The organism is Paenibacillus sp. 32352 (genome assembly GCF_002042965.1).
GTDB classification, from domain to species: domain Bacteria; phylum Bacillota; class Bacilli; order Paenibacillales; family NBRC-103111; genus Paenibacillus_S; species Paenibacillus_S vulneris.
This window is the reverse complement of sequence record NZ_MZNT01000021.1, coordinates 45042-58334: the sequence shown is the minus strand read 5'-3', so window position 1 is coordinate 58334 and position 13293 is coordinate 45042. Positions and strand designations below refer to the sequence as shown.

Sequence of the window (13293 nt, the reverse complement as noted above, 5' to 3'; positions counted from 1 at the left end):
GATGCTTATGTTATCGTATTTACCGATCTTATATCCAGATGAAGATAGTAGGTCCATAATATTTAGGTACCATGTGCTTTCGGGTAACAGCGATTTTTCAGTAACAAATTCAGAGTTGTTCGGAAGAAAGGTCTACAGTTTAACCGTATTTCCTCGCAACTTGAATTTTTTGTTTAACCAGTTGCCAAGCCGATTTATGTCAATGGATGATTTTTTATTTAACCATACCTATTTTCACTGGGTCAAACCATTCATTCCTAAAGATCGGTTATCAAGAGCCATTGAAGAGATCATGGAAAATGCAGGTGATTCCAATATTGCCGGTTTACTAGGCAAAGGTCTAGATCGGCTTATTTCAGAGGACTTACGTTATTGCCCTGATTGCATGAAGAATGACAGTCAAAAATATGGTGAAGTCTATTTGCATAGGACCCACCAACTAACTTTTATAACATGCTGTCCAGAACATGGCAGTAAATTGATTGTGCTTTGCCCGAGCTGTAATAAGAAGTTGGCTAGAGCGAAAGATGGACAATTATTAGCTTCTATAGAGTGTGAATGTGGTTGCAATCTATCAGATTGTCAAGAAGAATCGATTTCCTCCAACTATAATATCGAACAGAGAGTCCTTACGAACTTCTATCAGATGGTTAGGTACTCCAAGCAGGTATCGCGGGAAGAGATATTTGCAAAATTGAAAAATGCATTGGGACTAAAAGGATACATGAAGTACTCGGGTGGCGTTGACAGAAAACAAATTCTTCAGCACTTTGATAATTTCCTGAAAGACAATGGTTTAAAAGGATACTTGACTACCGACTTGAAAGCACAGGTTAATTCGGACAGTTTCTTTCTTTCATGTAAGGGTGTTAAAAATATCCTGCTCTATGTGCTGATTATGATGTTTTTATCTGGTTCAGTTGAACATTTTATATCGGAGAACGGAGCCTTTTGTATACCGATACCATTTGGGAATGGGCCATGGATTTGCAATAACCCGGTATGTGAAGGATATGGCTTAGGAGTTATCAAAAAATGTGTTCGTGTTGATCATGATGGAAGATATATTTCGGGATTATTTGGTTGTCCGCTATGTGGCTTTAGTTTCTCAAGAAGATGGAAATTAAACGATCGTAGTAACGAGAAGCCTTATGCAGTGTTAACAATGGGTCCATTGTGGCATTCAACTGTATTGGAACTTCATTCAAGTGGTTTAAGTAATAATGCTATTGCAAAAAGGTTAAAGACATCCCCAACCCAAATAAAACGTTCATTGAACCGGCATAAAGAGCCGGCTTCAGACACTAGAATACTTCAGTCGCTTGAAATGTTATGGGCATCGTCTATGGATAATAATGACGAAGTTGCTGCAACATCAGAGGTCACCACGTTGTTAACAGAAAATCGCAAAAAGATACTTGCAATAATGCGGGAAAATAGCGACATTTCAAGAACTGAGTTGGCTAAAAGATATAATCATCTGTATCATAAAATGTTAAAGAACGACCGGGATTGGATGGAGAAAAACTTGCCTCCCAGCAAAAAAAATCGGATTCGAAAGGATTGGGCCAAGTTAGATCTTGAATACAGCAAAATTTTAGCCGCGGCAGCAGATGACCTGTACAGATCAAATCCCGCTGAGCAGATAAGAAAGTATACTATTTTGGCTCATGCCCCCAAGATTATTACCGAGCATTTAGAGAATGCACCTGAAAAATTCCCAAGAGTTACAGAATTACTAAAAAGCAAGGTTGAGTCAGACGCAAACTACTTAATCCGCCATCTTCCAGTAATTATTGAACAGATGAAAAAATACAACAAGAGAGTCGTTTCCCTTGATAGTATAAAAACGTTCAGCCCGATGTACAGGAGAAGTACAGCAGAGGTGGACGAAAGGATCATTAACCAATTGGAGACAATGACATTTTGACTGTAGAAGAACCAAGCAATCTATCTGCTTGGTTCTTTTTACAATGAACTCGGGAGGGGATTTGGGTGACCCAGGTAACCCTATCATTTACAATCCAGGGCGATAGTGAAGGATTTGTGACTTTTGAATGTCCGTTCTGCAATTCGGAATTTAAGGTGAGAGCGGATGAATTACAACACGACGAGAAGCCAGTTATGGATCTGTTTTGTCCATATTGCGGGCTAACGAGCGACAAAAATAACTTTTACACCAAAGAGACTGTCGAGAAGATAGAAGCATTGGCCATGAATTATGCTATTGAACAACTAAATAAGACTTTTGGTAAAATGGCTCGTAACATTAATAGCACGAGCAAAGGGGTCATAAAAATGGATTTCAAGCCTCTTAAGACGGTTAACGTTAGAGAACTGAAGGATCGTGACACAACGGAAGAGATTTTTGCCTGCAGCTGTTGCGAGCAGCATGTGAAAGTTCTTTATTGTGCCGGTGTTTCGAAAGTCTACTGTCCTTATTGTGGGGTGGATATATAGTGAATACAACGGAGTACAAAGAGTACAGACTCTTGAGCTTAGAGTTTAGAAGAGTTTCAAGCAACATGCTGATGTGTGATGCGGATACTGCAACGGTTCAATTAAAACGCTTCAAAAACTATATCGACTCAACTCCGGTTATAAGCAGCATTATTCAGGATCGAATAAGAGGAGTGGAGTTCGACTATAAGCAGTGTTTTCTGATAGAAGGTTCCGGATGGAACTATATAGAACCTCCTGTTGATGAGGCTAGTCATTTGAAAGCCCAATATGATTATATGTCGTATTTGTGCTCAGAAAATAAGGATGTTAAAGGGGTTGCGCACAGTTTTATTCACGGCAAAGGAAGTTGGGATGACATAGTCAGGGATTTTTTGGACAGCGCGTTCAAGTCCTTGGTTGATTTTGTTGTTGATGCATTGGCTAAGAAAATGATGCTGCTGGAAGGAGATAAGGTTATGGGCAATATATATCAAAACATTGGCAATAACTACGGGAACGTCAACGCAGCTGGAAGAGATGTCACTTACACTGGCAATATAACCAATAACGATGTAACCGAGATTAAGGCACTGATTGAAAAATTGTTGCCTGCTATTCAGGCAAGTGAACTGTCAGTAGATGAAAAAGAAAGTTTGACTGACGATTTGGAAACTATTCAAGAGCAGGTGGAATCACCTAATCCCAAATTGCCTAGATTAAGGAAGGCGATGGAAAACATAAAAAGCTATATGGCATCAGCTTCAAAGGGGGTTGTTGCAACAACTGCATTACTTACTGATTGGCAAAAGCTTGTTGAAAAAGTTGGGGAGCTTGTTGGAAATTAAGGACTCATGTGCATGCGAAAACCATGTATTACCAAGTACTTTCATGAATTGCAATAGGCTTTGTCCAAACTTCGTACATGCATTGCCGCGGCAGTATTTACGAATAAACATGGGGGTGAAAGAACTTGACTTTACTAAACGATACAGAGAAAGTGGCATTTCTGATAAGTATTTTGGATCATCATATTAAAAAACTTCCCAGTGAAGATACCTTTGCTAATTATCTTGAATCAATCCGTTTTTTCTTAAGTACAAAAGATTCAATCAATCAAAAGGCGGCAATTTCCAATAGTGAATTATTCATAGATAATCTTGCCTATCATCTAAGTAACCAGATTACTGCCAAAAGAGCAGTAGGTACGTTAATAGCTTCGTTGAATAAAGTTGGCTATTTGGAAGCGATGGATGCAGCCGCGATCATTCTTGAGTTTGAGCAGCTTCTTGAACAATTGTCTCTTGAGGAAGCAGAGAATATTTGTAAGGAGCGTTGGGAAATTTGTCAATGCAGTTGTCGGCTAAATCCCGGATGCCAAGAGGCTGAACGAAGCATAGGGCAGCGCCAAACATCATAGCCCACATAGTTTCTCACACGGTGTTGACAGGTGAGAAAGAGGGTGGAGTTGATGTATCCCAATTGCTCATAACTGCAAACGGCGAATTAATCGGCAAGAAGGCAATCCAATATTACAATCAGGCCTAGTCGTAATCGAGCGTTGGCGCTCTCTGCGGCGAGGTCTTTTTTGTTGTGCTTCCTGCTTGCCGTGGAGCGTTGGCTGTCGCTCTCCCCCCTCTGTTTTGGTTTGTCATTAAACCCAAATGGAGGATGCTACGATCACATTATTTCAATTCTGATTGTGTCAATGTCATTATCTCCTGTCCCATAGTGACATTATCTCAGAACAGTTATAGGGTAACATTATCACAGAAGAATAACATATTGGAATAAAGCAGGTATACTTTCTAAAAAACATACTATAATATAGATATTTCATGTGAAACAAGTCTTACCAAAAAAGCGGTCCTCGAGAGGTAGTCAAACCTTGCTCGATGGATCGCTATTTTGGTTATAATTGGGTTAAATGACGGGGTCAAAAGGGAGGATGGTGGGATGAAGAGCCGTCGCGAGATGAATAGACAATATGCTCAAGCGGTGATTTGCGAGTTACAGCGAATAGGTTATTCAGGCGAACAGGCAACGGGCGTTTTTTTTCGTCATTACCGTGATATGAAGCGTACCTTTGGACTGGAACCGAATGTACATGATTTTGCAATGTTATTCGATGAGTTTGAACGTGCAATGAATCGCAAGTACAATCCGAACGATCCAAATTCAATCTATATCGGGCATTTACGTGATCGATTGAAAAAGAAAAAATGATGGAATAAAGACTATGTGACGTAATGAAATGACGGTGCATAACGACGGTGTTATGCTTCGATTTCCGAAAAGTTTCTTTTATGGAGACAGCGAGCAATACGTAGGCAACACTTTTTTTAGGGCGAATGCAACCGCAACCAAAAAAAGTCGAGAAATACAGCTGAACAAATCGTATCTTGCAGGATATATATACGACTATCTGAGCAAATATATAGATTTCCCTAAACTAAACTTGCCGGACACCAAAGATTTCAGCAATTGCAATTGGGATGTGGTATCAATCGAAAAATTGGCGCAATTGACTAGAGATCATTGGGGACTGGGCGATAAACCCATAACTAACATCGTCAATTTGCTTGAACGTAACGGAATTATGGTGTTCACTATCCATATGGCCAGCGAAAAAATCGATGCCTTTTGTCAGCATCGAAAAGGCCGTCCCTTTATTTTTCTAGGTGATGACAAACAATCCGCGGTTCGGCGTCAATTGGATGGGGCTCACGAACTTGGACATCGTTTAATGCATGAAGATGTGAATAATAACCTTCTTTCCAAAGAGGAGTTTAAAAAGATTGAAGAGCAGGCGAATCGCTTTGCGTCTGCCTTTTTGTTGCCTGCCGAGGCATTTGCAAAAACAGTGACTTCAACATCATTGCTTCATTTTGTGGAGCTTAAAAAATACTGGAAAGTTTCGATTGCCGCTATGATATATAGATGCAAAGACCTGGGGCTAATAACAGAGAGCAAATTCACTTCGTTATTTAAACAAATGTCCATGAAAAGAATGAGAGTGAAGGAACCGTTGGATGACGTTATCCCAGTGCCTGAACCCGTTGTATTAAGAAAAAGCATACAATTGCTGCTTGAAAAGAAAGTAAAAAATGAACTCCAAATCATCCATGAAAGCGGAGTGCCGCAAGAATATGTGGAGATGTTTTGCAATCTTGATCCCGGCGCATTAAATGTCAAAGACCCGGAAGCAACAGTTAGATTAGCTGCCAATTTATTGAACTGAATGGGCGATGAGTACGTGTATAATGAGAGACTAGAAGGAAAATGATAGGGGCAGTTCCATTAGTCTGCTCCTTTATTATTAACCAATTTCTTATCTCGGTCCCTGTTAATACAATGATAGAGAATCCCTTAACAACACAACTACATAACTTATAATGCTGCCCTTCAGAATAAGTCTGAAGGGTTTTGTGTTTTTAGACTTGAATTTGGACGCGAATTTTGACCGATACAGCACATGGAAAGGAAAACACTTACATTTGTCGAAATATTACTAAAACTGATGTTCGAAAACCAAGAGTATATGAAGCAAATACAACATTTCAACTTAAAGCGGAAGGAATGACTAGAGGTGAGTCGTGTGGGAAGATACACGGATGAAGAAATAAGAAGCTTACCCAAAATTACCTGTAAAATTGCAGCTGATTATCTTGGCATCGCTCCCATGGCTGTAAGTATCGGCATGAGAAATGACCGCCTGCCGATAGGTTTTGCAATTCATAATGAGGATCGATACTCTGATAGCTGGAGTTATCACATTATTGCTGAACGACTTATTGCGTACAAGTATGGAAGAATCAATGAAGTTCAAATTCAAAGCATAGAGAAAAATCTGGAGACAATCATTTCGCAATTTGAAGAAATGAAGAAGGATTTAGTTTTTTTATTGAGCGAAAGAAACGAATAGGAGGCGGGGCTAAATTATTTTCACAAGCGGCTCCTGTAGCTTATGAACCTGACCAGAAAATTATCAACGAAAAGGCATTTGAAACTGAGAAGGAGGTCGTAACGATGGTCGAGGAACAACCTCAAATGCTGGCTCGCGAGCAGATCTATAACGAGGTGTGGGAGCTGTCGCTTGCTGGTGTTGCTAGGAAATATGGCACATCATATGGCCTAATATATAAGCTTTGTAAGGAAGCAAATGTGCCCATACCTCCTGCGGGGTATTGGACGAAATTAAATTTTGGAAAGTCGGTAACGAAACCACCTCTTCCAGACTCATCTATACATGAAGTTGCTATTCCGTGTTCGAAAACGCCGCGGATAAGAGTGCAGAAGATTGATAAGGGTATGGCGACCATTCCAGAAGCAGAGCTCGAGGCCACGCAACAGGATGGAGAAGCGGTAAACAATGCTGATGCTGGTTCGAAAATTGTTATGAAAGAGGACGATTTCCTAGAAGCAGGTTTGGATACTGGCGCAATGCCACTATCCAAATCAAGTAAAACCGAAAAATATATTAACAACCGAACTTATTCCGAAGCTGCTCACAAAAGCTTTTTGGATAAGTTGGCATTCCTCGACGAGGATGAAAGGAACAAGGTATTTGATATAGCGAGTCGGATACAGATCCCGCATGAAAAGGCCAAGATGCACCCTAAAATTGCCGCATATAAGAACGTTGTTAACGAATGGAACAGGAACGATAAAAAAGAAGTTGGCGCTCAAAGAAGCCGTCAAAGCTACAGCTCATATAAGTCCAGTCCTCCATTTCTAGCGGGCGTGATTTCGAATGAGACGCTTCCGCGTGTCTACCGAATCCTTGGGGCACTCATTCATACTATAGAACCATTGGGATGCTCAGTGACGGATACTCTCTCCTTTATTATTCGGAATGAATCGGTATCCCTTGAGATATATGAAATGCAGGACAAAGTCGATCATGTTTTAACAAAGTCAGAGGAAAATCAGCTTCGCAAATATGAGGAAGATAAGAAACGGTACTCCTGGGCTTCGAAACCGAATTTTCGCAAATATGATTATGTGTTTAATGGGCAGCTGTGCATCAATATAAATCAGAATCAAAATAAAAGGTTTCGTGATACGAAATCTTCCATCGTGGAAGACCAATTGGGAATTCTTCTGATCGAGATGTATGAAGCATCTGAAATTATACGAAAAGAGCGAGAGGCGCGCGAAGAAGAACGTCGTAAACGCGAAGAAGCAGAGAGATTGCGAGAAGAACGCCGAAAACGTTATATGATCGAGGTCGAGCGCACGGTTGCATTGACAAATTTGGCGCAGGATTACGCGATGGCGTGCAAGATCAGGGCATTCGTTGCAGCTTTGGAATCGTCCGGTAATTTGACAGGGGAAGATTTACAATGGATCGATTGGGCAAAGAAGAAGGCCGATTGGTATGATCCAATAATAGCTAGAGAAGATGAGTTTCTTGGGAAACGCGAACACGAGAAAGGAAAAGATTTAAAAACTGAATATTCTTGGTGGCAATAGCTCTTTGGGAACGATGAAATGCCTTGCCTTTAAGATGACGAGCTATTTTTCCTGCTTTCAACCTTAATGACAGTATTCCGGAGGTAAGCGATGAGAATCAAAGAATTGCGGATTAAAAACTTACGCAACTTCAAAGATGAGATGCGAATCACTCCTCAAAAAATAAACGGTCACGATATCGTGGTGCTTATTGGAGAAAACAACGCTGGAAAGTCCAATGTGCTATCCATTCTCCATATGATCTTCAATCCAGATAGATCGATTAGAACACTGGAATTTGAGGAGACGGATTTTTACGATATTAGCAAACCTATCGAAGTAAAGGTTATTTTTGAAGATCTCAGTGAGGAACTCTGCGCGGAATTTATCGGTCTTGTCGATGCTGTACAAGTTGAGGGAAAAGAAGTATATACCTTACCGTTACATTTTTCCGTTATTTATAACCCGGATACACGTGAAGCAGAGCCTTCACTAGTTTTTGGTCGCCAGCCTGACCGTTCAGTGTCGTTCGGAGAGAAGAAATTGATTTCGTTCTTTTTACAGGACGCTATGCGCGATTATAGGGCTATCAAGTCTAATAAAGGAAGTTTGTTCGGTCGCATACTCAATCAAATTAATCTTACGGAACAAGAAAAAGCTATATTGTCCAAACTAAACGAAGCGAGTGATTCATTAAAAAACAACCCAGAGATCGCAGCCTTTACTAAAGGGGTAGCCGATATCACCAGAGAAATCATTGATTTGCCGAGAATCGACAACCTTTTGCGTCTTACTATTGCGACATCAACAGCTGTAGATATAAAAAAATACATTCAAATACAGTTAAAACATCATACATCGGATAAGTACCTCAATGTTGATCAACTCGGCTTGGGGCTTCAAAGCGTGCTTACGGTAAGCATTTTTCGGGCCTTTGCTGGTATCGGCAAGTTACGAGAAGGAATCTTCGCTATAGATGAACCTGAGTCTCACCTTTACCCACATGCCCAGCGCAAAATGTTCAGAGAGATCTTGCATTTATCCCGGACTAGACAAGTGTGGGTTGCCACTCATTCTCCATCATTGATTGAACTCATCAATCCGAGGCAAATATGCTTAATTCGAAAAGGGGCGCAAGGCACATCAACTAGTGTGCAATTACCCGTGGATTTTCCTGAAGAGTTTGTATCCTCCTATGAAAAGCATCTTGATGTGGGAAAAGCGGATGCATTCTTCTCTAAAGCGGTTTTATTGACGGAAGGGCCAACAGAACAAGGTTTGTTTCCTGAGTTGGGACTTTCTCTCACTTATCTGGACAGCAATTACGATTTGGATCGCATTGGTGTTTCCGTGATAAATGCTGGTGGGAAAACAAACATCAAAGCATTTATCAGGCTTTTGAATAACTTCGGCATACCGAGCGCCGCTGTGATTGATTATGATTCCAAAGATAAAAATCATGAGGACGAGTTGGAGGAAATCAAAACGATATGTTCCAGACTATATGAGTTGCCTAGGACTCCTGACATGGGGGACATCGAGGGATATGTTTGTAACCACATGCCAATTGTTAAGTTGATTGCATTCTTGGAAGAAGTCCTTCCACCGGAAAGAAAAGCGGAACTTTTTTCTAATCTAAAAGGGGTAATAAAGATTGTAGATGTAGAGAAGTCAAATGTCCTGCGTGAAATGCGAAAAGATGATCGAAGCTTGGTAGATGCGATTCCTTTATTGATGGCTGTCATTTCCCATTATCCTGAAGCGGAGCTTAAAATAAGAAAAACTTTGGCTAATTCATTCCGGAAAATTAAGGGCAGAACGACAGGAAGGCTTATCGGAGAAGGGTTCAGCGAGCATTTTCCGGATGAATTCATCAAAAATACGCTCGATGCTGTCGTACAATTGGCGGGGTATGGAGATGATGTTGAAGGAGAGCAAACTGCAAATGAGGAGTCTTGAGGGATTAAACGAGGAACAAATTAAAGCTGTAGAAACTATGGATCGTAACACCATGGTTTTTGCGGGTCCAGGTACGGGAAAAACTCGTGTTATTACCCGGAAGATCGCTTATTTGTTCGAGGGGGATTTCGTTCCAGTTTCGAGGAAGGTTCTTGCCATAACTTTTACCAATAAAGCAGCTAATGAAATGAAAATGAGAGTGCAAGACCTTGGAATTGATAGTCGCCGTATTCGTTTGGGAACTTTTCATAATTTATGCCAGTCCGTTCTAAGGTCTTACGGGGACAAGATCGGGGTACCACGCGATTTTACATTTGTGTCCACAGCGAACAGGAATGCGCTAATTCGCTCTATTCGAAGTAATAATCGCTTAACAACCATGAGCGAATTCGAACTCGCCAATAGAATCAGCACCTTGAAGAATTCATCTGTAGATTACGATGATTATGTTCAGAAAACAGAATCAAGAATTATAGGCTTTAAGTCTGCCACTGCCGAATATGAGTGGCGCTTGCGAGAAAATAGAATGATTGACTTTGATGACGCTATTTTGTTAACTGTAACTTTGTTTAAAAGACATCCTGAAATATTGTGGTTGTACCATAACGCGTTCCCTTTTCTGCTGATCGATGAGATGCAGGATACCAACCGCATGCAGCTTGAACTAATTCATCTACTGGGCACGGGTGCGAGGAATGTGATGGCTGTTGCGGATGATGATCAGTCCATATACGGTTGGCGCGGCGCGCTCCCGACAGTAATTCGCGAATATATCACGCAATTGAATGCAAAAAGCATTAAGCTGATTCAAAATTATCGTTCGCCTCAGATTATTTTAGACGCCGCAAATTCATTAATAGAACATAACGATGAAAGGGAAATGAAGTCTCTTAGTGGCCGGAAGACAGAGACCGGAGACTGTTTAAAAATTTTGAGCTTCACTACAGCCCTTCAAGAAGCTGAATGGATTGCCGATAAGATACAAGAAATTCACACGGAAGGTATTCAATATAAAGAAATTATTGTGCTTTATCGTAGCAGACATCCCGGACTTAAAATTGTCGATGATGTTTTCACCCAAAGAGGTATACCGTTCCGACATTTCGGTAGAAATTTTAATAACAGGATCGAGCTTTTGTCCGATCTTATTCACGAATCGTTAAAATTAATAATTGAACCTTCAAACGATTTGATTCTGGAGCCATTAATTGCTTATTTTTCAAGGCTTCACAATTATGATGATACGGTCAATTATTACAAGGAACTGATTGGAGGAGAATTGTCCATTACGAAGCTTTCTGAAATTACGCCAGAGGATGACATGGATGATGCGGTAAAAAAGTTTGCACAATTTTGCGCAGGGTACAATAGCTCGATAAGCAATCGAAAGGTTTATGATGTTTTGTATGACCTTCTTAAAATCGATGTCTCGCTCGAAAGGATGGAAGAAGACACTTATGAACAAATCCGGCATCTTGAATTGCTCAAAGAGAAAATGACTAAATCTCAAGCGAAAAATCTAGTGGATTTGATCGGTGAGCTTGATCTTCAAGACGAATCTAACCATATCGTTGATACAATTGATGAGGTTGGAATTTCTACATTTCATGCGGCCAAAGGCCTGGAGTATAAGGCTGTCTTTATCATCGCTTTGGAAGACGACATTATTCCTGCTAGGAATGATGAAGCTGAGGAGCGGCGTGGACTTTATGTTGCGATGACCCGTTCGGAAAGCAAATTGTTCCTGTCTTCTTCACAGCAGCGTGAAAGTCGCCGTGGCGGCATTGATAACGGCAAACTACCAAGTCGCTTTCTTAGTGAAATAATAGTGAAAGAATAAAGCATTCGAATTAAGCCATTCTGGAGCTCTATTCTGCAGTATCGAAGGTCACCCAGAGATCACCAAAAAGTCATCCAGAGGTTACCAGAGGTCACCCAAAGGTCGAAGTTGATGATGTGTCAATTTGGGCAGTTACAATTAAAACCGTATGCGTAAAATAGTCCCCACCTATGAAGTAGACGGGGACTCGGGTAAGCTATTTAGTAAACACGCGGCAAGTTAAAGGAAGCGAGGGGTGACCAGGGAAGCAGAGCGTCCAGCGCCATTTCGTCTTGGGGATCAGGCAGTTGCGGCAGCTTCTCCAGCAGATAGGTCAAATAGTAAAACGGATGCAACCGATTCTCTTTAGCCGTCTCGACGAGGCTGTAGATCGTCGCGCTTCACCTGGGCCCCTCTCGGCGTGTTGGCAAACAGCCAGTTCTTCCGCCCAATGACGAATGGCTTGATCGCCCGCTCGCTTCGATTGTTGTCGATCTCCAACCGTCCGTCCAAGAGATACGCCTTCAGTCGTCCCCATTGGTTCAGGCAACAGGTAATAGCCGCTCCACTCAAACTTTTGGGCAGTACCCTCGTTTTTTGTTTCTCCAGCCAAACGAAACAGCATCCAGTACCGGGCGGCTTTGCTCCTGGCGGTAGCCCTTCGGCTTTTCGCTCAACCGCATAGAGGCGATTGCAGAAGTCCAATCCCTGCTGCGCCGCCGTGCCGGTAGCCGGCGTGTTTTGGGCAGCGCCTGAACCGTCTCGACAAACTTGTGCCGAGTGTGCGCCCAGCAGCCCACCCGCTCACACCGGTGACCTGGTCGTTGCTGTCGTACCCGTATGTATGCAGGTAGCCCGTCAAGCCCGTCAAAAAGCGCTGCGGATGCTTGCCCGCTCGCGTCGGTTGGTACTCGTACAGGATGATCAACGGGCTCCAAGGGCCGGTTCGGTATAGCCACAGGTACGATTTCTGATCTGCAGTCCGTCCGGGCTCCCGCAGCACTTGCAGCGTCGTTTCATCCGCTCGTATACGTGGGTGAGCCACTGGGCGCCGTGTAGCATCCAGTTGGCCATCGTCTGCCGGGACAACTCGACCCCGTCGCAAGTACACGAAGTCCTTCAAGAAATCGTTCCGCGGGCAAAAGGCAGTCTCAGTTCGAACGGCGCTGGGAGCCTTGATGAGACGATGGGGACGTTCGTTGAAAACCGTACCTCCAATACTTCCTCGGCTTGCCGGGCTATCAGGATCGACCGCCGTTCCATTGAATCGGATGAACAATACTTGCTCCGTCATCTCCCCGTAATAATTAATCAGATGAGAAAGTATAAAAAGAAAGTCAGTTCACTTGATAGTATTAAGAGATTTAGTCCAATGTATAGAAATACTACAGAAGAGTTAGACGAAAAAATTATTCAGCAACTGAAGGTATATGTTAATTACTTTGATAATTGAAGTGAATGTTGATAACGAGCCAAGGAATAGTCAAGTATTCAACTAGTTCCTCGGCTCTTTTTGTGACGTACAAATGGTCAAGCTCGTTTAGGTATAATTATTGTGATTTTTTTAAAAACTCCATCGGAGTTGGGCAACTTACGTCGATAATCACTAAATATATGCGTTC

12 protein-coding genes and 2 pseudogenes are annotated in these 13293 nt (G+C 41.9%); 10 read left to right on the top strand and 4 right to left on the bottom strand.

Annotation, left to right across the window (positions count from 1 at the left end; all coding sequences use genetic code 11):
• Positions 1-7 precede the first annotated feature (7 nt).
• From B1728_RS33615 to B1728_RS33570, 10 genes are all read left to right on the top strand, one after another.
• A complete protein-coding gene (locus tag B1728_RS33615; protein WP_179136305.1) occupies positions 8-1930 on the top strand; it encodes a TnsD family Tn7-like transposition protein in 1923 nt (640 codons plus the stop codon).
• Positions 1931-1995: 65 nt separating this feature from the next.
• Complete coding sequence (locus tag B1728_RS33610) at positions 1996-2460, top strand: hypothetical protein (RefSeq protein ID WP_079914798.1); 465 nt, start codon at positions 1996-1998, stop codon at positions 2458-2460.
• Positions 2460-3287, top strand: coding sequence for a hypothetical protein (locus tag B1728_RS33605; RefSeq protein ID WP_079914797.1), 828 nt, complete (start codon positions 2460-2462; stop codon positions 3285-3287). Before B1728_RS33610 ends, B1728_RS33605 begins: the two co-directional genes overlap by 1 nt.
• 125 nt (positions 3288-3412) lie before the next feature.
• Positions 3413-3859, top strand: a complete 447-nt coding sequence (locus B1728_RS33600) for a hypothetical protein (RefSeq protein WP_079914796.1) — start codon at positions 3413-3415, stop codon at positions 3857-3859.
• A gap of 536 nt (positions 3860-4395) precedes the next feature.
• Positions 4396-4665 (top strand): hypothetical protein, encoded by a 270-nt coding sequence (locus tag B1728_RS33595; protein ID WP_079914795.1) that lies wholly within the window; start codon positions 4396-4398, stop codon positions 4663-4665.
• Positions 4666-4693: 28 nt separating this feature from the next.
• On the top strand, positions 4694-5680 hold the full coding sequence (locus tag B1728_RS33590; RefSeq protein ID WP_079914794.1) for an ImmA/IrrE family metallo-endopeptidase: 987 nt from the start codon (positions 4694-4696) through the stop codon (positions 5678-5680).
• Positions 5681-6028: 348 nt separating this feature from the next.
• Positions 6029-6364 carry a hypothetical protein gene (locus B1728_RS33585; RefSeq protein WP_256865620.1) on the top strand — a complete coding sequence of 112 codons (336 nt, stop codon included), beginning with the start codon at positions 6029-6031 and terminating at the stop codon, positions 6362-6364.
• Between the two features lie 104 nt (positions 6365-6468).
• On the top strand, positions 6469-7914 hold the full coding sequence (locus tag B1728_RS33580) for a hypothetical protein (RefSeq protein ID WP_079914792.1): 1446 nt from the start codon (positions 6469-6471) through the stop codon (positions 7912-7914).
• 90 nt (positions 7915-8004) lie between these two features.
• Positions 8005-9852 carry an ATP-dependent nuclease gene (locus tag B1728_RS33575; RefSeq protein ID WP_079914791.1) on the top strand — a complete coding sequence of 616 codons (1848 nt, stop codon included), beginning with the start codon at positions 8005-8007 and terminating at the stop codon, positions 9850-9852.
• A complete protein-coding gene (locus tag B1728_RS33570; RefSeq protein ID WP_179136304.1) occupies positions 9812-11692 on the top strand; it encodes an ATP-dependent helicase in 1881 nt (626 codons plus the stop codon). Before B1728_RS33575 ends, B1728_RS33570 begins: the two co-directional genes overlap by 41 nt.
• A gap of 200 nt (positions 11693-11892) precedes the next feature.
• Here B1728_RS33570 and B1728_RS37425 read toward each other — a convergent pair whose 3' ends face one another.
• The 4 genes and pseudogenes from B1728_RS37425 to B1728_RS37500 form a co-directional block, all read right to left on the bottom strand.
• A complete protein-coding gene (locus B1728_RS37425) occupies positions 11893-12027 on the bottom strand; it encodes a transposase domain-containing protein (protein ID WP_179136303.1) in 135 nt (44 codons plus the stop codon).
• A 10-nt stretch (positions 12028-12037) separates the two neighbouring features.
• Positions 12038-12376, bottom strand: coding sequence for an IS66 family transposase (locus B1728_RS37420; protein ID WP_079914788.1), 339 nt, complete (start codon positions 12374-12376; stop codon positions 12038-12040).
• A 110-nt stretch (positions 12377-12486) separates the two neighbouring features.
• Positions 12487-12630 (bottom strand): annotated as a pseudogene (locus B1728_RS37505) (hypothetical protein); the annotation flags it as partial.
• Positions 12592-12965: pseudogene (locus B1728_RS37500) on the bottom strand (IS66 family transposase); the annotation flags it as partial. The pseudogenes B1728_RS37500 and B1728_RS37505, both read right to left, overlap by 39 nt.
• Positions 12966-13293: the final 328 nt, after the last annotated feature.